A 20,700-nucleotide genomic window follows, 5' to 3' on the forward strand; every position below is an offset into this window, starting at 1 on the left:
GAACCAAACAGAGATGTTAAAAAAAGTTTGGTGGTGTCTGTGTGAAACAATTATTAGAACAAACGTTAGAAGACAGACTGGCATATTTATTAAATGGCAGTACGATCAAACAGCCGCAGCTGATGTCTGATGTGGACGCTGTGGAGCGAAAGAAAGAGCTGTTTGCAAGAAGACAAGTTGAGATTGTCAAGGCGAAAGCAAAAGCAAAACTTCTCGATTCAGCTATTCAAGATGATGGAGCTCAGCAAGTACAATATCTCGCTCACCTCACTTATGTCTGTAAGGATATAGACGATTCTTTTTATTTAGAGGAACAGGTTGAGAAAAGAGAAGCGTTTCTTTATAACGACATGCTTGTGAAAGATCGGATGATGTTAGAAGAACGACAAAAGGAAGATCAGGTGGATGAGCGCTTCCAAAATGAAGACCAATTTGGAAGAGCTTTTCACTATGACCGGCGTGCAGCTGTTCAATATGCTGAGACGTATTGGAATAAACGGAATCCAGCCTATAAAAATTTCGAAGATAACTGTACGAATTTTATTTCACAATGTCTAAAAGCAGGGAATGCGCCAACGAGAGGATATCCGAACCGTGGATCTGGCTGGTGGGTTCGTCCACATACATGGAGCTACAGCTGGACGGTGGCACATTCGATGAAAAATTATTTAGCGAATTCCAAAGCGGGGTTGAGAGCGAAGAAGCTCAAGGAGCCGCAAGAGCTTCAAATAGGTGATGTTATTTGCTACGATTTTGAGGGTGACGGTAGGTATAATCATACAACCATTGTCGTTGATCATGATAAAGGCGGAATGCCTCTAGTGAATGCACAAACGTATGACAGCCGTATGCGTTACTGGTCGTATGAAGATTCAACGGCTTATACACCTAGTATTCGTTATACGTTTTTTCACATTTTGGACGATGCTCCAAAGGATAGTTAATGGTATAATGTTGAGCGGAAAAGAAAATTAGAGGTGAACTTTTTTGGGACTTCATGTCGTTTTATATCAACCAGAAATTCCAGCTAATACTGGAAATATTGCGCGAACATGTGCAGCAACAAATACAACACTTCATCTGATTCGTCCGCTTGGTTTTTCGACAGATGATAAAATGCTGAAGCGTGCAGGACTCGATTATTGGAAATATGCCAATGTCGTCTATCATGATTCATTAGATGAATTGTTTGAGGCTCATCCGAAGGGGCAATTTTTCTATATCACAAAGTTTGGGCAAAAGCCGCATACAACGTTCGATTACTCGCAACTAGATGAAGACTACTTCTTCGTATTTGGCAGAGAGACAAGTGGATTGCCAAAAGATTTGATTGAACGGAATATGGATCGCTGTCTACGTTTACCAATGACAGAGCATGTTCGTTCACTGAATCTATCGAATACGGCAGCGATTCTTGTGTATGAGGCGCTTCGCCAGCAACAATACCGAGATTTGATATAAGAACATGATAAAAGCCGAGATCCCATCTCGCTTTCAGTGAATATGTAAGTGCTGAAAATATGAACGAAATGAAAAAGGATGTTCCGCTGATGGAACATCCTTTTTTTCATTTGCCAGGCTTGCCTTCGTAGCCAGCTGTGAAAATGGATACTAAAAACGTAATGATGACGCCCATCATAATGACCGTTCTCATATAAGCTCCCCCTTATCCCTTTGTTCCTTTGCTGCCGGTTTCATATGTTGCGAAGTTCGCCTTGAAAAGCAGGAGATGAAGATCATTTTTCTCCTGTTTTTCCTTTATTATGAAGGGTCTTGCGGATGGTTGTCAATTCAGTTTGCCAATTCGTCATTTTGAAGAACGAAAGCATGTAATAGGACGCCTCCGCATAGATTGTAAAACAGTATCTGATTTCTAGCTTCAATCTTGAAAGAGGAGGTTCATATGGATATTTTAAAGAAAATTGAACAGCACAGAGAAGAAGAGCAGCGACTGAAATGGGAAGGCACATTCAGCGAATATTTAGATATTATTAAAGAAAATCCACTTGTCGCTCAATCTGCTCATTCTCGCGTTTATCATATGATTAAGGACAGCGGGATTGAAGAGGAGAATGGGGTCAGAACCTACAAATTTTTTGATCAGGAGCTTTTTGGATTAGAGGAATCATTGGAAAGGCTAGTGGAAGAGTATTTTCACCCTGCGGCTAAACGTTTAGATGTCAGAAAGCGTATTTTATTGTTAATGGGTCCAGTCAGCGGCGGGAAATCGACGCTTGTCACAAGGCTGAAAAGAGGGCTGGAAGAGTATTCACTAACAGATCATGGCGCAGTCTATGCGATTAAAGGCTGCCCAATGCATGAAGATCCGCTTCATCTTATTCCGCAAAATCTGCGGGAGGATTTCTATAGAGAATACGGCATACGTGTGCAGGGGAATTTATCACCTTTGAACTTGATGAGGCTCGAAGAGGAATATGGCGGCCGCATTGAGGATGTGAGAGTGGAACGAATTTTTTTCTCAGAGGACAAACGGACCGGCATTGGTACCTTCAGCCCGTCTGATCCGAAATCTCAGGACATTGCCGACTTAACAGGAAGTATTGATTTTTCAACGATTGCTGAATTTGGTTCAGAGTCAGACCCGCGTGCGTACCGGTTTGATGGAGAGCTCAATAAAGCGAACCGTGGAATGATGGAATTTCAGGAGATGTTGAAGTGTGATGAGAAATTTCTATGGCATCTTCTTTCATTAACGCAGGAGGGAAATTTTAAGGCGGGGCGTTTTGCGTTGATTAGTGCGGATGAATTGATTGTTGCACATACGAATGAAACGGAGTACCGGTCATTTATTTCGAATAAAAAGAACGAGGCTTTACACTCAAGAATTATTGTGATGCCGATCCCTTATAATTTAAAGGTGACAGAGGAAGAACGTATTTATCATAAGATGATTTCAGAAAGTGATGTCTCAGATGTTCATATTGCACCGCATACGCTAAAGGTGGCTGCGATGTTCTCTATTTTGACAAGGCTGAAAGAGCCGAAGCGGTCTGATATCGATTTGGTGAAAAAAATGCGACTGTATGATGGGGAAAGTGTCGAAGGTTTCCAATCTGTTGATATTGATGAGATGAAAAAGGAATTTCATGACGAAGGAATGAGCGGAATTGACCCGAGATATGTCATTAACCGCATTTCATCCACCATTATTCGAAAGAACATGGAATCCATCAATGCACTGGATGTCCTCCGTTCCTTAAAAGAAGGACTCGATCAGCATCCATCGATCTCAAGTGAAGATCGGGAACGTTATTTGAATTTTATTTCTGTCGCACGAAAAGAGTATGACGATATGGCGAAGAAGGAAGTTCAAAAGGCATTTGTGTATTCTTATGAGGAGTCTGCGAAAACTCTCATGGATAATTACTTAGATAATGTCGAGGCGTACTGCAATAAAAACAAACTGCGTGATCCGTTAACAGGTGAAGAAATGAATCCTGATGAAAAGCTCATGCGTTCAATTGAGGAACAGATCGGCATTTCTGAAAACGCCAAAAAGGCATTCAGAGAAGAAATCCTCATTCGGATTTCGGCTTATGCGAGAAAGGGCAAACGCTTTGATTATAATTCTCACGAGAGATTACGAGAAGCTATTCAGAAGAAGCTCTTTGCCGATTTGAAAGATGTCGTGAAAATTACGACATCGACAAAAACGCCGGATGAGCAACAGTTGAAAAAGGTCAATGAAGTAGTGGCGCGATTGATTGATGAGCATGGCTATAATTCTACAAGTGCAAATGAACTCTTAAAATATGTAGGCAGTCTTCTGAATCGTTAATAAATGAAGGAGGCATTATTGGCGCAAACTAGCACCGGTAATGTCTTTTTTAAAAATCATCGTCATTTCGACGACGAGCAGCATACGATAATGGAATCGATGGGTACAAGAATTGTCCAAAAAGGTGAGGAGGGGGATGGATGTCCCGGCAAGAAAAAAGTCAGTTTATTGTGTCTCAGGAAGACTGGTCCCTCCATCGAAAAGGCTTTGATGACCAGCAGCGTCATCAGAAAAAAGTCAAAGAGGCGATTAAAAACAATTTGCCGGATCTTGTCACAGAGGAAAGCATCATTATGTCTAATGGCAAAGATGTGGTCAAAATTCCGATCCGTTCTTTAGATGAATATAAAATTCGGTACAACTATGATAAGAATAAGCATGTAGGTCAGGGGGATGGAGACAGCCAGGTTGGCGATGTGGTCGCTCGGGATGGATCTGACAGTAAGCAAGGGCAGGGAAAGGGGCAAGGTGCTGGAGATCAGGCCGGTGATGATTATTACGAAGCAGAAGTCTCATTAATGGATTTAGAGGAAGCGCTATTTCGTGAGCTGGAGCTACCAAATCTTAAACAAAAGGAACTTGATGATATCGTTGTCGAGGAAATTGAGTTTAATGATATTCGCAAAACGGGGTTAACCGGTAATATCCATAAAAAACGAACAATGCTGTCAGCATTTAAACGAAATGCCATGACAGGAAGCCCTTCCTTTTATCCCATTTATCCAGAGGATATTAAGTATAAGACGTGGAATGAAGTCACCAAACCAGAATCAAAAGCGGTTGTCCTAGCGATGATGGATACGAGCGGAAGTATGGGGCTTTGGGAAAAATATATGGCGAGAAGCTTTTTCTTTTGGATGACACGTTTCTTGCGGACAAAGTATGAGACAGTCGAGATCGAATTCATTGCCCACCATACAGAGGCGAAGGTCGTAGACGAGGAGCACTTCTTTTCTCGGGGAGAGAGCGGGGGAACCATTTGTTCTTCTGTCTATCGAAAGGCACTAGAGCTCATAGACGAACGATATCCTCCGTCACGATATAATATTTATCCTTTCCATTTTTCTGATGGTGACAATTTGACCTCTGATAATGCACGGTGCGTGAAGCTCGTTTCTGAAATTATGAAAAAAGCCAATTTATTTTGTTATGGTGAAGTGAATCAATATAATCGGCATTCTACGTTAATGTCAGCATACAAACATATTCAGGATGAGAAATTTAAGCATTATATTTTGAAGCAAAAATCAGACGTTTTTCTCGCATTAAAAAAATTTTTTCAGCAGGAAGAAGTTCTTTCTTAAAGAGAACATTCAAAAAAACCTTTCAGCATAAGGGCTGAAAGGTTTTTTGTGTGGAGAAGGAAGGGATCACCAGAAAAAAAGTAAAACTTTCTCTTTGACATTTCAATTTTCATTTATTAATATTTAATCTTGTTAAATATAAGTTTTTCAAAAAAAGATGCCGATCGTCTTTTCTTCTTTTTCTGCTTTTTGCTCATAAGTGAACAATAAGTATAAATGGGCTGCACACCATTTTCAGCAGAGTAGAAAAAGGGGAAACAGGCAGCTCTATGAGCTTGTTTCATAATCTGTCAGATGATGGGCATTCTAAGTTTGCTAAAGCAGATGACACTATATTTTTATACATGAAAGGAGAAACAAAACATGAACAGAGGGCGTTTATTGCTAACGAATATTATTGGCCTTATTGTGATTCTTGCCATTATTGCCGGAGGTGCTTATTACTACTACGAAAGCACAAACTTCGTAAAAACAGATGAAGCAAAAGTGACAGGTGACATGTACCAAATTACAGCGCCAGCAGCTGGACAAATCAAAGGCTGGGACATCAATGAAGGTGACGAAGTGCAAAAAGACAGCACAGTTGCAAAAGTTGAAGGAGAAGCAAAAACAAACATTAAAGCAGTGGCTGATGGCACATTAGTCAAAAAAGAAGTACAAAACAACCAACAAGTGCAGCCTGGGACAGTTCTTGGTGAAACGATTGACCTAAGCAAGCTTTACATTACAGCGAATATTAAAGAAACAGACATTAAGAACATTGAAAAAGGCGACAAAGTGGACATCGTTGTAGACGGCGATCCTGATACAACATTTGAAGGAACAGTTGAACAAATTGGTTATGCAACAAACTCAACATTCAATATGCTGCCAGCAACAAACTCAAGTGGTAACTACACGAAAGTGACACAAAAAGTAGCAGTGAAAATTTCAATTAAAAATCCATCTGACAAAGTACTTCCAGGTATGAATGCTTCTGTCAAAATTTCATCTTAATGATGACTGATATCAAAAAATGAAAGGAGGTTGTCTGAGATGGCAAATCAACCTGCAGCGACAAAACAGGGAGCAGGCTCCTTGTCTTTACTGATCATTTTAATGGCCGGTTTGTTCGTAGCGATTTTAAACCAAACGCTTTTGAACGTAGCCATGCCCCATTTAATGACTGAATTTAATGTGAGTGCGACGACAATTCAGTGGCTTACAACAGGCTACATGCTTGTCAACGGTGTGCTCATTCCGTTATCTGCGTTTTTAATCACGCGTTTTGGCCAGCGCAGCTTATTCCTCGTGGCGATGATTTCATTTACACTAGGGACCTTTATTTGCGGTATTGCGCCAAACTTTTCTACGATGCTGATTGGTCGTTTGATTCAGGCAGTCGGTGGCGGTATCTTACAGCCGCTCGTCATGACAACAATCCTTTTTATTTTCCCTCCAGAAAACAGAGGGAAAGGAATGGGGATTTTTGGTCTTGCGATGATGTTTGCGCCAGCTGTCGGACCAACGTTATCTGGTTATATTATTGAACACTATTCATGGCGTATTATGTTTTATGGACTTGTACCAATCGGTGCGATTGTCATTATCGCGGCTTTCTTTATGTTTAAAAATATTGTAGAGCCTAAAAAAATCAAGCTGGACAGCCTTGGTGCGATTCTGTCGATCGTTGGTTTTGCTTCGCTTCTATACGGGGTGAGCGAAGCGGGAAGTGATGGATGGACAGATCCAATTGTTCTATCTACGATTATTGTTGGTGCGATTGCGATCATTCTCTTTATTTTCCAACAGCTAAAAGCGGATAATCCGATGCTTGATTTCCGCGTGTTTAAATACAGCATTTTCTCATTATCAAGTGTTATTAACATTATTATTACCGTTGCCTTATACACTGGGATGTTCTTACTTCCGATCTATTTACAGAACCTCGTTGGGTTTACTGCATTGCAATCGGGGCTATTAATGCTTCCAGGGGCACTTGCGATGCTCATTATGTCCCCAATTTCAGGGATCTTGTTTGATAAATTTGGACCTCGTCCACTTGCCATTGTGGGGATGCTGATTACAGTTGTCACCACATACGAGTTTACAAGGCTAACGATTGATACATCTTATAGTCACATTGTGCTCATGTATGCAGTACGTGCCTTTGGTATGTCACTCTTAATGATGCCAGTCATGACTGCTGGGATGAACCAATTACCGCAGCATTTAAACAGTCATGGTACAGCGATGTCAAATACACTGAGACAAATCAGTGGTTCGATCGGTACGAGTTTGATCACGACGATTTATACAAATCGCACGACATTCCATTATTCTAATATGGCAGATCAAACGAATACAGCTGATCCGTTCTTTATGAATTCATTCCAGGCGGCTGTCTCTAATGTGATGCACCATATGGGCATGACAGCAGAAGCTGCTCAAAAATATGTGTCGACCCAGCTCTTTACGAAAGCACAAGTTGATTCAAATGTGATGGGCATCAATGATGCTTACATGTGGGTGACATTATTCTGTGCAGCTGGTGTGATTCTCAGCTTGTTCCTGCGAGATGTACGTAAGGATAAAAAGCGAAAAGAAAAGCAGGATAAGAAACAAGAAATGACATTGCTTCCAGCACCTAAGGAAGCAAACCAAGATGCAAGATAAGTGTGGAGGGACCGTACATGAAAATTTATGTCGTATACGATAGTGAAGGTGACCATACAAAAGCACTTGCAGAAGCGATTGCAGCTGGCGCAGGTGAAACAGAGCAAGCTGAAGTGTTCATTGATCATGTGAAAGATGCGGATATCCGCAAGCTTGATCAAATGGATGCAATCATTTGGGGCTGCCCTGGTCACTTTGGTACCATTAGTTCTGGATTAAAGACATGGATTGACCGTCTTGGGTATTTATGGGCAGAAGGAAAACTCATCGATAAAGTCGGTGCCGTTTTCTGTACCACTGCAACAACACACGGCGGATTAGAAATGACGATGCATAATTTGATTACGCCAATGTTCCATCAAGGGATGCTTGTGGTCGGCCTTCCTGGAAATGTTCCAGAAAATGCGTTATACGGCTCTTATTATGGAGCAGGTGTGACGTGCCCGATTGATTCTGATGAAGTGATTTCTTCAGAAGGCATTGAGCTAGGGAAAGCATTAGGAAGACGTGTAGCATCAGTCACTGCGTCATTTAAGCGATAAGGAGAGGGTTCTTTTGGCGACGATTATTGTAGCGTTAGTAGCTGCTGTTCTAGTCATTATCGGATTAGTAGCGTTCAATGTCAGACACGCTTCGGCCGAGAAGGAAGAGATCAAAGAAGATGTATCGAATCATCCTGACGTGCCGCATAGCGAGCCAGAAGTTGCGGCGAGACCTGTAGAGCCTGAAGTGGAAGAAAAAGCGTCAGAGCCTTCTCAGACAGATGATGCTGCGTTAGGTGATGATTTCTATAGACAGGCGCTTCAAAAGTTTAAACAGCCAGAACCACCTGTCAAAGAAGAAGAACCAGAGACGAAAATGAATGATGATATGTATCGTTCTGCTTTACAGAAACTAAAGCAGAAGGACAAATAAAAAGAGAACCTCTTGTCAGGTTCTCTTTTTTTATTACACAAAAAAACCGCAGGCATAAGCCGAGCGGTTTTCCTTCACTCTATAAAGTGCTAAAAGAGCAGATGCTCTTAAATTACGCTTTGTTAACGTTAGCAGCTTGTGGTCCACGGTTACCTTCAACGATTTCGAAAGAAACTGATTGACCTTCTTCTAAAGTTTTGAAGCCTTCGCCTTGGATAGCAGAGAAGTGAACGAATACATCGTCTTGACCTTCTACTTCGATGAATCCGAAACCTTTTTCAGAGTTGAACCATTTTACTTTACCTTCTAACATGAAATTTCCTCCTAAAGCGATCTTAACGCTTAAATTCACTATTCTTGCTCTTACACAAACTTCAAAGACGAAAACTCTTTCAAAACTTTCTTCTTAAAGATGATACGAACAAAAATAATTACCTTTACTTTACCAGTGTTTGCGGGAAAAAACAACTGTTATACGAAAACTTTTTTAAAAATAATTAGCGCTAACAAATTGAGGAAAAAGCCTATGTTAAGTGTTCTCTTTTACGTCCAGAAAAGCTCACTTGGTTTCTGCCTGACTGCTTCGCTTTATAGAGCTCCTGGTCTGCAATAATCGGTAATTGTTTCATGTTTTCACTTGTTCCTGCATCATAAGCACAGCCAATTGACACCGTAATGTGAATCGATGTTCCGTTTTGTAAATAAATTGGGTGATCCGCCATTTTTTTTCGTAAACGTTCCGCAATTTGCCATGTTTTTTCAACGGAACAATTCGGTAAAAGCACAGCAAATTCTTCACCGCCGATCCGCCCAATATAATCAGAGCTTCTTGTGTTCTTAATCAGCCTTGTTCCGATTTCTTTTAAAACGATATCTCCCTCATGATGTCCATACTGATCATTGATGGTTTTGAAATAATCGATGTCTAGGTAAATCAAGGACATTTGATGGATAGGTTGCTTTAAGTTCAGAGAAAAAGCATCACTTAATATTTCATCGAATTTCCGTTTATTTAAAACACCAGTTAAAAAGTCATAATGAGCTTGGAATTTATACAAATTTAACATCTGATACGCTTTTGTTTGATGCTCAATGACATAAAAGTTAAATAAACCGGCAATATACGAGAAAATCCAATAGGCAGTATGCAGTTCAAACGATCTTTCATTGACGATGATGATAAATAAAATCGTCGCAATGACGTTACTCATGGTAATAGATAACAGCATTTTTACGACGTGATTGATATGACGCTCAGCAATTAAAAAAGAAGCTGTGGCGATAAATATCATGGAAAAAATATTAATGAAAGAAGCGACATTGGCTTCGATTAATAATCGGCCAATAATGATCACACAGGCTGCAATGAACGTTTGTGCAATGCCTCCATAAAATGCCGTTAAAATAAGGGGGATATGTCTTAAATCGATGATGGCTGGTCCTGCTTTAATAGAGAAAAACATTAAGAGGACACCGAGTAACCCAGAAATCATTCCTTTAAAAATTTGTCTGAGCAGGGTGTCTTCCTTTTTTAAAAAATTCTCTTTAAACACAAGCATCAATAAATAATGGAAAGTGACAAGAATTGTTAAATTAATAAAGAGGTCTCTTAGCAAAATAAAATCACCTTTTTAAAATTACTAAAATTTGTTGCAAAAGAAAAGGGGAAACAAGATAATTAATAAAAATTTCACTTATGAGGGGTTTAAAATGAGGAGAAAACAATTTCCAGATCGAACGAACTGGCTTTCTTTTTTTGAGACGTGGCCTGATGAAGGATTTGAACGAGATATGCCCATTGAATATCAAGATCTAACGTTTCGGTTTGAGAATGAGGAAGAGCGATTTGTGGTGACGATGTCTCTTGGAGTACAAGAATTTTCTTTGAAGGCTGTTCGAAAAAAGGACGCATCCGTTTTAGGAGTATATGCCTTTAAAACTGTGCGACATGTAGAAATAAAAAAGGATCGGCAGCATGAAAAAGAGCTGTTGATACTATTAGATGGTGTGGAACGGTTTGTTATCACGATCGAAATCACCTTCTTGCCTTCCTTCTGCATCATGGTGAAAGAGCATTTTTCGGGAGAATAAACAGGAGCCTTCTGAAAAAAGGCTCCTGTTTTAGTTATTTGTGCTCGATGTCATTGAGTACTTGCTGAATAGATTCATCATCCATTACATTCATGACACTTTCATCAATGTGAAGAGACTGGGCGTAAGACTCTCTCGGCGGCTGATGGGTTTGGTATGTTTTCGATGATGTTTGATGCTGGCTTGTTTCATTAGGCTGGACAGCGGTGAATGCCTGCTTGATCATTTGTCCTACTTCAGCTGTGCCTTTTGAGTCTTTACGTGAATGTGAATGGGACTCATGACGAGATGACTCATGATGGTGTTGATCTTTGCCTTTCATCATTGAGGACAAATTCATTTGAGTCATGCTGCTTAGTCTTCTCCGTAATAGTGGTGAAAATAATGCAATGATGGCTGTTGATGCTGCGATCATTGCACCAGTACTCATACCTTTTCTCTTTTTAAACAAACGAATCCCTCCATTTGATCGTGATGATACTTCTTCATCATGTTTAGGATGACCAATCAAGGCTGATTTATGAATTCATTGCTGAAATAGAGGATGTGTGCATAAAAAGTCTGCTGGATGAAAAACCTATGAGCAAAAGGAGGGAATCAATTGATGAATAAGAAATGGATGCTATCTTTATTACTCGTTCCAACATTGATCACTGCTGGGTGTGGAATGAACAATCAAGGCGATGAACGAAGAGGAACAATGAAACGACAGTACGAAAATGTCACATATAAGAACGACAACATGAGACAGGATCAACCAAATGTACAAACACCTCAGAAGGTGAAAGTGGCAGATAAGGCATCAGAGCTTGTTGCCAACATGTCTGAAGTGAAAACAGCGAACGTACTTGTCACAGGGAAAAATGCATTTGTTGCTGTCGTGCTTGAAGGCAATAAAAGCGGAGATGTAACAGACGATTTGAAAAAGAAAATTTCTGACAAAGTCAAATCGACGGATCAACAAATTGATAATGTGTATGTATCTGCTAATCCAGACTTTGTCGATCGTATGGCAGGGTACGGAAAACGTATTAGAAGTGGAGAGCCAATTTCAGGATTCTTCGACGAGTTTACTGAAACGGTTCGACGTGTTTTCCCTGAATCAAAATAGCTACGACAAAAGCCGTATGTCATATGCGGCTTTTTTGTTTGGAACCGCACCTTGCGCACCTGACTGCATAAAGTAAAAAATATATCACCTCTTGTTGATCTTTGTTTTTTCATAGAAAGAGAAAGAGGTTGCAGGATGAATTCAGGTGGGGAGTAAATGAAAGCAAAACCGTCATTAATTCATAAAAAACTTGTAAGCGGAATGATTGCAGCAGGTTTGATTTTTTATGCGTTCACTGCGTACTTGATTTATGTAGCGTTCCAGCTGACAGGGCAATATCTAGAGCAGTATTCGTCGCCTAAAACGGTCTTAACGGAAGGACTCAATAAGCAAGTCTATGAACATATTCGAATCTACTATGCAAAGGATGAGGGCGCCTTTGTCGATCTGACCATAGAAGCGCTGGAACAGGCAAAGAAGAGAACGATGTCAGTGTTTCAGTATGAAGCTGACAAACCGTTAGATATCATTTATTTTGATGATAAAGAAACGATTGAGCAATTTGCCGGCATCAAGCATATTACAGGTTTTTATTCTGATGTTGATCATATGATTGGATTATACCCAGATAAACGGGAAGAATTGTTGAAGAAAGAGACACTGCCTTTATACTTTTTCAACACGTTATTCATTCATGAGTATGCCCATTTTGTTTTCTATGAAAAGGTGCATGCATACAATGTATCTCCAGTCGTCTTTCCCCTTTGGTTCCATGAAGGAACAGCAGAATGGACGGCCTATGATGTGCTGAACGCCACGTCTGAACGGTTTGACGTCATTCCTTTTAAATCTCTTTATTCTGATCAAGACTGGCAAGAATCTCGCACGACGTATGAGACAGATGTTTATTTACAAAGCTACTATATGATCTATGAGCTTGTGCAGCTTTATGGACGAGATGTCATACATGAGATCATGGAGGAAACGGCGAAAACTAGTCGTTTTGATAGAGGGTTTGAACAAGCGACAGGACAACGTCTCACAGATTTTGAAGAGCAATTTAAACTGAATTATCAAAGAAACAACGGCTGACCTGTAAATAGGTCGGCCGTTGTTTTTGGTTAATGAAGCGGTTTTTGCTGATTGGCTTTGCTTGGCGGCATCTGCACCTGTCCCTGCATAGGGGCAAATGTAGACGTCATCGCCTGCATATCTTGAGCTGTAAGCTGCGGAACTTGATAATAGCTATGTTTGTTTTGATATAAGAAAATTTCATACGCCATTTCAATAAAGTTCGGGATTTGCGCTGCAAGCACACGTCGCACCACAGGGTTTGTGACCTCTAATGCAGTCATTGAGAGTAATCCAGCATGAGATTTCATAAGACCAAGCATATGCCCTGTAATTCCCGCATCTTTTACATCCTGTATTGATTGATTAGGCTTCTTAGGCTGAGATGGTTTTATTCCGTATGTCACCTGTGTCTGTTCTTTCATCATATAAGTAGATGTTTCTTCACTAGGCTTTTGACCAGTAGAAAAGCAATCTACCGTGACGTTGTACTGGGACAATACAAATTGATATTGTCGATCTAACATGTCGGATAATGCGGGATCTTGGATAAATTGCCGAAAGATCATGTATTGATCCAAAATATTAATGGTCCCTGCTAATACCTCATGTAAATCAAATAACTCATGCCCGCCATGATTGAATTGGGGCTGCTGGGCATGTCCTTGAACGTTTGGTTGCTGATCGTTTTGCATAAAGAATCCTCCTTCTGTTTATACAGTCTGTTTTAATGTGAGGAAGTTTTCCTCCTTTCATGCAAAAACATTATTTACAATTAGAGGGTTTTCTTCCTTTTTGTCGAAAAAATGTATCAGACGAATGAACATGGGGGTACCAGATGCAGGACAAAATCATTAATCGTTTGATAGAAGACGAACATGTGCAGGCACCAGTGATTGGCATCGGTGTTTCGCCGTTTGAACAGCATCATCTTGAGGCTTTTTTTCAATCATTTCCGCATGAATTAAATGCCTCTTTTATTGTTGTGCAAAATCATGTGACAGGCGATTGTGTAACTGATTTGGAAGCACTTGTTTTACCGATTGGCTACCGGGCAAAGCCGATTAAGCATGGTGAGAAAGTCATGAAAAATACGATTTATGTTTGTCCGCAGCATGCAGCTGTGACATTGACAGAAGACAAACGGCTACACATAACAGAGCAGCATCCTACGAACAAGGCGTGTGCTGTAAATTCGTTGTTTCAGTCACTTGCCAATGTGCAAAAGGAAGAGGCCTATGCGATCTTTTTTCAAAAAGGCTATTGTGTAGGAAGTGGCTTGCTTCAAATCGTTGAGCAAGGCGGTACAGCCATATCGTGCAGTGAGACAAATAGTGGGTTTGATCGTATGTATCATCAAACATTTCAAGACCCTTCTGCACTTGCGTCATATATAGCCAACATCATCAACATTCCGCATACAGATGTTGCAGACCCTGTTTTGATCAGAATGATTGAACGTCTTGAAATGCATAAAGGAATTGCTTTTTCAACCTATGAGAAGCGCAGGCTGCTCTCTGTCATTCAAAAAAGAATGAGGAGTGCGAACCAATCGATCTCCTTATTGTCCGAGTACGATCGTTTATTAGAGAGAGAACCAGATGAGCTTGATCGCCTGCATGTACAGCTTTTAAGCGGAACGACTTCCTTTTTTAGAGATATGGAAGCCTTTCGAGTATGTGAACATCACATCATTCCGTCGATCATTGAAAACACAATGAAAAATGGGAAATCTCGATGCCGCATTTGGATTGCAGGATGTTCTACAGGTGAAGAAGCCTATTCTTTTGCGATGTTATTTTTAGAAGAAATGAAACGAAGACAAGTGTCCATTGAACTTCAAGTGTTTGCAACAGACATCAACCGGAAAGCCATCCAAAGTGCAAGCAAAGGTGTTTATTCGCTTGAGTCTATGGCACGGATGCCAGAAAAATGGAGGGCGCGATATTTCGAAAAAAAAGGTGACGCTTTTATTGTGAAGCAGTCGCTTAGAAAACATATTGTCTTTGCTCCTCACAATTTATTGATCGATTCACCTTTTATCCACCTCGATTTTATCAGTTGCCGAAATGTTCTGATGTACTTCCAGCCAGAAGTACAAAAACGAGTCTTATCTCGATTCCAATATGCACTAAAGGATCAAGGGATGTTGATATTAGGACCGAATGAAAAGGTACCCAATATCCCTCGTTTATTTCATTTGTTAAATGAAAAGTGGAACATTTACACCCACTCAAACGTTCCTAAATACAATGCAGGTCGTACGGAGTTAAAAGAACGAGCTGTCCAATATATGAAAGAAGTAGAGCAGGAGTATGATGCATGTTTCATCATAGACGATTGCGAGCAAATTCTCGCGATATCAAACGGTGCCTATTCTTTCTTAGCGCATGCAGAAGTCTCAGATGAATTATGTGAATATGTAACCCCTGATTATATGAAAGAGATACTAAGTCAAAGCTTTCAAAAGGTGTGGACTGAAGAGACTGAGGTTGTCTTTCAACATGTCCTCATTTCGGAAAATGGCAGAAAGCAGTATGCTGATTTTACAGTGAAACATTTTGATCGCCGTTTTAAAGGAGTATACGTCATTCTCATTCGGATGAGTGAGAGAGGAAAAAATCAAAAGAACGGCAGGGACAAAGGGATGTCAGAGCAGAATTCGGTTTATCAACAGCGAATTGTCGATTTAGAAAATGAGCTCAATGAGGTCAAACAAAAGGAGCAAGAAGCAAGGGCTCAATTAAAAGAAAAAAACAAGCAAATAGAAGTGCGCGAGAAAACAAACGAGCATTTTATTAATATCATAAACAACTTAAAGGTGACAAGAGAAGAACTGTACCGGCCGTCTGTGAAGCCAGAGCTTGCCACGTTGTTTGTGGACCGGGAAATGAATATTCGCTATCACACTCCTACAGCTGCCTCTTTATTTACTTCAGCTCAAACCCGGCACCAGCAAACTTTTCAGTCGATGGTGAAGAAGCTATCGAAGGAAATGCTCTATCATGATATTCAATCTGTCATTTCAGATAGGCGCATGATCGAACGTGAAATTGAAACGAACGAAGGAGAACAATTCACGGTTCATATGACGCCTTTCTATGATCAAGATCGCGAGGGAGCAGTGATGACCTGGATCAAAATGACCGAAATGACGAAATTGAAGCAGGCTCTTCATCTTGCGGTGACAGCACTTGATAACAGCCATATTCATATTGTGGTTGCAACAGGAGAAGGTGTCATTCAGTGTGTCAACCAGCGCTTTTGTCAGTTTGTACAGCAGCATGAATATGACTTGATCGGAAAAGATATTTTTTCTGTTTATTATGCGTTGTGTCAATGTGATGATCTAGCGAAACAATGGGACGTGTGTTTAAGAGAGGGCAGCTGGACAGGTGAGTTGTATTTTCAGGACTTATCAGGGCGTGAGCGATGGGAAAGAGTCTCTTTACACCGAATCGATGACCCTGACAAAATGCAGTCTACTGTCATGCGGATTTCAGAGGATATTACAAGTCAAAAACAGTCTGAGAAAATGCTGATGAAGTCTGAAATGCTGTCAGCAGTTGGACAGCTTGCAGCTGGTATTGCCCATGAGATACGTAACCCACTTACGTCGTTAAAAGGCTTTTTACAGCTAATGATTCAAAGTAAAAAGTATCAGAAGGATTATGCCGATGTGATGATGTCAGAGTTTAATCGGCTTGAGTCTATTATTAACGAGTTCCTTGTGCTCTCTAGAAGCAAATCTGTTAAATTTGAACCGGTGAATGTGAATCTTCTGCTCGAAGAAGTCATTATGGTCGTTGAATCTCAGGCGGTCTTAAAAGGAGTGTCGATTCAAAAGAATCTGGCTCCCTCTCTGCCTCATATTCAAGGCATTCCAAATGAACTAAAACAAGTGTTCCTTAACATTCTTAAAAATGGAATTGAAGCGATGGATGGAGTAACAGGTGTGATCCAAGTGACTTCATTATTGAAAAACGACCAAATGATGCTGATATTTGAAGACCAAGGAAAGGGCATACCAGAAGATGAGATTGGGAAATTAGGTGAACCTTTTTACACAACGAAAGAAAAAGGCACGGGTCTTGGATTAATGATGACCATTAAGATTATTGAAAGCCATGGCGGTACCATTCGTTTTGAGAGCAAAAGCTTTGAAGGGACACGTGTGATTATTACGTTTCCAAGTAATTGAGATAAGTTTTACACGAAATCCATCCAGTCTCAATATTTGCTTTGTACACTAGAAGAGATGAAGTTCAAAGGGGAGAAATCTAATGAAACGTATACAATCCATTCGAATGGTCTGTTGTTTGATTTTGGTGATATTTAGCCTGCAATCTTTACTGCCTAGTATCATGACAGCTGAGCCGTTTAGTGTTTCTGAGAAGAAGGACACTTTGTGGAAACAAACAAAGCCGATGAACATAAAAAAAGCTCGCAAACTGATAGGAGAAACGGTGACGGTGAGCGGTATCGTAACAGCAGATCAATCCGCTATAGGGAATGGGAAACTATCAACATATATTCAAGACAAAACAGCTGGTCTCAATATTTATTCTGCGCAGCCTAAAAACTTCCCAGAACTAAAAGCTGGCATGAAGGTCACGGTGACAGGCAAGATCACGACTTATAAAGGGCTCGTTGAAATTGTGCCAGATCAAGACCATCTGAAGATTGATGCTGTGAATCAACCATTGCCTTCGCCAAAGAAAGTTTCCATTAAACAATTGGAATCGGATCAGGCAGGCAAATATGAAGGAAGATTAGTGAAGGTAAAAGGATATGTAGAACAGGCGCCAGATCAGCCGGCTGGCGGTGGATACAATGTGGCCATCATCGATAAAAAATATCATAGCACAGTCCTTAGAGTCATGGTTGATACGGGTGCCATTGATCAAGTGAAGACCGGAAAATGGTATGAGTTTACTGGCGTTTTAAGCAGATATGATACGCTGCAAGTACTTCCAAGACACAAAACCGATGTCAAATTGCTGAAGCACCAGCCAAAGCCGCCAAAAATCAAAAAAGAATATGAGGCAACGGTAGATCGTGTTGTGGATGGAGATACTATTCATTTGAAGAAGCCTGTGCTCGGCACAACAAAGGTACGCTTCGTGAATATAGACACACCAGAAACCTACCACAAGCCAAAAAATGAATTAGATCAAAACCAGCTGCGTTTTGGACAAAAAGCGACGGATTATTTAAAAACCCTTCTTTCAAGTGGTGATCGAGTCACATTAAAGATTGGCCCGGAAGCAAAGGATGGATATGGACGTCTTTTAGCTCAAGTCAAAACCAAAAAAGGGCTGAATACGAACCTAGAGCTTGTGAAAAAAGGATATGCCCCTACTTATTTCATTTGGCCTGTTGGAGATGAAAAAGAGTATCTGATGTTCCAGCAAGCAGTGAAAGATGCCAAGGAAAAAGGGCTTGGTATTTGGAATGAAGAAGATCCTCTGCTAGAACAGCCGTTTGAATTTAGAGCACGCGAGCAGAAAAAAGGGCTCACACGTTATGTGGGTGATTCATCTGCAAAAACCTACGTATCACCTGACAGCTGGAATGAGATCGATGTGGATAAACGTATCTTTTTTGCTTCTAAAGAAGAAGCAGAGCAGGCTGGATATCAGGCGTCAGAATCATCCAGTGAAGTCCCATTAACCATTTTAAGCATGAATGATTTGCATGGTAAAATTGATCAGCAATATGAGCTGGATGTAAAAGGTGATGGCAGTAAAGGAACGTATGGACGGATGGATTATGTGGCGGCTTATATGAAACAAAAGCAGGCTGCGCAAAAAAATACGATAACAGTTCATGCAGGAGATATGATAGGCGGAAGCTCGCCAATATCTTCTCTTTTACAAGATGAACCAACCGTTGAACTAATGGAGAACATCGGCTTTGATGTTGGGACAGTTGGCAACCATGAGTTTGATGAAGGTGTGGATGAACTATTGCGCATCTTAAAAGGTGGAGATCACCCGAAAGGCACAAAAGGATACGATGGGCAGAATTTCCCGCTTGTTTGTGCAAACTGTGAATACAAGGATACTGGCAAACCACTTTTACCAGCCTATGAAATCATGGATGTCGAAGGAATTCCTGTAGCTTTTATCGGGGTTGTGACAACATCAGCGGCAGGTATGGTCATGCCAGAAGGAATTAAAGACATTCAATTTACTGATGAAGTCCAAGCTGTCAATGAAGCAACGAAAGAATTAAAGCAAAAAGGGATTAAAGCGATAGCGGTTCTGGCTCATATGACCGCCTCTCAAAATGGTGATACCATTACTGGAGAAAGCGCAAGGCTCGCCAAAGAAGGTGATGACGAAATTGATGTCATTTTCGCTGGCCATAATCACGAAGTGGTCAATGGAGAAGTGAATGGAAAATTAATTGTCCAAGCCTTTGAATATGGAAAGGCGATTGGAGAAGTCAATGTCACACTTGACAGGAAAACAAAAGATATTGTCAAAAAGAGTGCAAACATCCAGTATGTAGACCAGGCTGGTATTGAAAAGGATAAGGAAGCAGCGGACATTTTAGCTCATTACGGAAAAGAAGTGGAGCCGATTATTAGTGAGGTTGTTGGAGAAGCAGGGGTCAAGATGGAAGGTGGCTATTCCAATGATGGTGATACACCACTTGGCAACCTTATTGCTGATGGCATGAGATATTCAATGAAAAGTGACTTTGCCATGATGAATGGCGGCGGCATCAGACAAAATCTCGAAAAAGGACCGATTACTTGGGGAGATCTCTTTAATATTCAGCCATTCGGAAATGTGTTAGTGAAGCTGGACATCAAGGGGAAAGATTTAGTTGATATCATTGAAGCTCAAATATCTCCTCAATTTGGACCAGATTATAGTATTTCAGGCTTTTCTTATTCGTACGATCCGTTAACATATAAAGTAGTCGACTTAAAACTGCCTGATGGTTCTTCCGTTGTTTTCGACAAAACGTATACACTCACAGTGAATAATTTCATGGCGACTGCCACTGGAAGTAAGTATGCGCCGATTGGAAGGCTAGGGAAGAATCCGGAGACAGGCCCAGAAGATTTAGAAGCAACAGTGGCTTTTGTAAAGAGCTTCGAGGGAGCTTCTATTGTGTATCAAAAAGAGGGCCGAATTCAACAAGCGAAACAAGAAGAAAAGGCAGCAGCAAGCTAAAGAATCATCACCAAGGGCGAAGGAGTTAAAGCATGAAAAAGTGGCTTGCAGTGATTGTCATGTCAGCGGGAATTGTGCTGCTTGGCTGGGGAATTTGGCAAATGGCTTCTACTCACTTACAAACAGCACATTCGTTAGAGGAAGCAAAGAAGGTCGTAAAAACTGATCAAGGAATGACAAAGAAAAAGTTTGCACCTGAAATGGGGAAAGCCTCTGGCATCCTGACCATTCCGAAATTAAAAGCCGATTTGCCGATTGTTGAAGGGACAGATGCGGACGACCTTGCCAAAGGCGTCGGTCATTATAAAGGCAGTTATTATCCTGATCAAAATGGACAAATCGTTTTGTCGGGACACAGGGACACGGTCTTCCGCCGGACTGGTGAACTGGATATTGGGGATCAGCTGAAAATCACTGTACCGTATGGTGAGTTTGTTTATGAAATCACGCATACGAAAATTGTGGATCAGCATGATACATCCATTATTACCTTACAAAATAAAAAAGAAGAGCTTGTGTTAACCACTTGCTATCCATTTCATTTTGTCGGCAACGCACCAGAGCGGTACATTATTTATGCGAAAAGAGCATCTGTCTAACGTCAAAAGAGCCTGTATGATCAGG

At 40.7% G+C, this 20,700-nt stretch carries 18 protein-coding genes; 14 read left to right on the forward strand and 4 right to left on the reverse strand.

Annotated elements, in window-relative coordinates; translation table 11 throughout:
- Nucleotides 1–41 precede the first annotated feature (41 nt).
- The 8 genes from NST15_RS04560 (at nt 42) to NST15_RS04595 (ending at nt 8,673) form a co-directional block, all read left to right on the forward strand.
- Nucleotides 42–944, forward strand: coding sequence for an amidase domain-containing protein (locus tag NST15_RS04560; protein WP_008349082.1), 903 nt, complete (start codon nt 42–44; stop codon nt 942–944).
- A gap of 43 nt (nt 945–987) precedes the next feature.
- Complete coding sequence (gene trmL / locus NST15_RS04565) at nt 988–1,461, forward strand: tRNA (uridine(34)/cytosine(34)/5-carboxymethylaminomethyluridine(34)-2'-O)-methyltransferase TrmL (protein WP_003211950.1); 474 nt, start codon at nt 988–990, stop codon at nt 1,459–1,461.
- Between the two features lie 442 nt (nt 1,462–1,903).
- Nucleotides 1,904–3,799 (forward strand): PrkA family serine protein kinase, encoded by a 1,896-nt coding sequence (locus NST15_RS04570; RefSeq protein ID WP_017360374.1) that lies wholly within the window; start codon nt 1,904–1,906, stop codon nt 3,797–3,799.
- 140 nt (nt 3,800–3,939) lie between these two features.
- Nucleotides 3,940–5,103: a sporulation protein YhbH gene (gene yhbH, locus NST15_RS04575; RefSeq protein ID WP_007497035.1), complete on the forward strand. Its 1,164-nt coding sequence runs from the start codon at nt 3,940–3,942 to the stop codon at nt 5,101–5,103.
- 363 nt (nt 5,104–5,466) lie between these two features.
- Nucleotides 5,467–6,099 carry an HlyD family efflux transporter periplasmic adaptor subunit gene (locus NST15_RS04580; RefSeq protein WP_007497037.1) on the forward strand — a complete coding sequence of 211 codons (633 nt, stop codon included), beginning with the start codon at nt 5,467–5,469 and terminating at the stop codon, nt 6,097–6,099.
- Nucleotides 6,100–6,138: 39 nt separating this feature from the next.
- Nucleotides 6,139–7,758: a DHA2 family efflux MFS transporter permease subunit gene (locus NST15_RS04585; protein ID WP_017366903.1), complete on the forward strand. Its 1,620-nt coding sequence runs from the start codon at nt 6,139–6,141 to the stop codon at nt 7,756–7,758.
- A gap of 17 nt (nt 7,759–7,775) precedes the next feature.
- Nucleotides 7,776–8,300, forward strand: a complete 525-nt coding sequence (locus NST15_RS04590) for a flavodoxin family protein (RefSeq protein WP_007497041.1) — start codon at nt 7,776–7,778, stop codon at nt 8,298–8,300.
- 13 nt (nt 8,301–8,313) lie between these two features.
- On the forward strand, nt 8,314–8,673 hold the full coding sequence (locus NST15_RS04595; protein WP_008349064.1) for a hypothetical protein: 360 nt from the start codon (nt 8,314–8,316) through the stop codon (nt 8,671–8,673).
- Between the two features lie 112 nt (nt 8,674–8,785).
- On the opposite strand, the gene cspB is transcribed toward NST15_RS04595, so the two are convergent.
- Both cspB and NST15_RS04605 read right to left on the reverse strand, forming a co-directional pair.
- Complete coding sequence (cspB, locus tag NST15_RS04600; protein WP_008349061.1) at nt 8,786–8,986, reverse strand: cold shock-like protein CspB; 201 nt, start codon at nt 8,984–8,986, stop codon at nt 8,786–8,788.
- A gap of 211 nt (nt 8,987–9,197) precedes the next feature.
- Entirely contained in the window at nt 9,198–10,289 is a 1,092-nt protein-coding gene (locus NST15_RS04605; protein WP_008349059.1) for a diguanylate cyclase, read from the reverse strand.
- 94 nt (nt 10,290–10,383) lie between these two features.
- On the opposite strand from NST15_RS04605, the gene NST15_RS04610 reads away from it, so the two are divergent.
- Nucleotides 10,384–10,764: a hypothetical protein gene (locus NST15_RS04610; protein WP_268416760.1), complete on the forward strand. Its 381-nt coding sequence runs from the start codon at nt 10,384–10,386 to the stop codon at nt 10,762–10,764.
- Nucleotides 10,765–10,798: 34 nt separating this feature from the next.
- Here NST15_RS04610 and NST15_RS04615 read toward each other — a convergent pair whose 3' ends face one another.
- Nucleotides 10,799–11,215, reverse strand: a complete 417-nt coding sequence (locus tag NST15_RS04615) for a hypothetical protein (RefSeq protein ID WP_024719940.1) — start codon at nt 11,213–11,215, stop codon at nt 10,799–10,801.
- Nucleotides 11,216–11,368: 153 nt separating this feature from the next.
- Here NST15_RS04615 and NST15_RS04620 point away from each other — a divergent pair, with 153 nt between their 5' ends.
- Both NST15_RS04620 and NST15_RS04625 read left to right on the forward strand, forming a co-directional pair.
- A complete protein-coding gene (locus tag NST15_RS04620) occupies nt 11,369–11,875 on the forward strand; it encodes a YhcN/YlaJ family sporulation lipoprotein (protein ID WP_008349054.1) in 507 nt (168 codons plus the stop codon).
- 156 nt (nt 11,876–12,031) lie between these two features.
- Nucleotides 12,032–12,907, forward strand: a complete 876-nt coding sequence (locus NST15_RS04625; RefSeq protein ID WP_017366908.1) for a hypothetical protein — start codon at nt 12,032–12,034, stop codon at nt 12,905–12,907.
- Between the two features lie 29 nt (nt 12,908–12,936).
- On the opposite strand, the gene NST15_RS04630 is transcribed toward NST15_RS04625, so the two are convergent.
- Nucleotides 12,937–13,581, reverse strand: coding sequence for a spore coat protein (locus NST15_RS04630; RefSeq protein ID WP_342498904.1), 645 nt, complete (start codon nt 13,579–13,581; stop codon nt 12,937–12,939).
- A 143-nt stretch (nt 13,582–13,724) separates the two neighbouring features.
- Here NST15_RS04630 and NST15_RS04635 point away from each other — a divergent pair, with 143 nt between their 5' ends.
- From NST15_RS04635 to NST15_RS04645, 3 genes are all read left to right on the forward strand, one after another.
- A complete protein-coding gene (locus NST15_RS04635; protein ID WP_342498905.1) occupies nt 13,725–17,087 on the forward strand; it encodes a CheR family methyltransferase in 3,363 nt (1,120 codons plus the stop codon).
- An 82-nt stretch (nt 17,088–17,169) separates the two neighbouring features.
- A complete protein-coding gene (locus NST15_RS04640; RefSeq protein ID WP_019743736.1) occupies nt 17,170–20,076 on the forward strand; it encodes a 5'-nucleotidase C-terminal domain-containing protein in 2,907 nt (968 codons plus the stop codon).
- A gap of 32 nt (nt 20,077–20,108) precedes the next feature.
- The gene (locus tag NST15_RS04645) at nt 20,109–20,675 is read left to right on the forward strand and encodes a class D sortase (protein WP_019743735.1); all 567 of its coding nucleotides are present in this window, start codon (nt 20,109–20,111) and stop codon (nt 20,673–20,675) included.
- Nucleotides 20,676–20,700: the final 25 nt, after the last annotated feature.

It is taken from the genome of Bacillus sp. FSL R5-0820 (assembly GCF_038593385.1).
Lineage (GTDB): Bacteria > Bacillota > Bacilli > Bacillales > Bacillaceae > Bacillus > Bacillus altitudinis.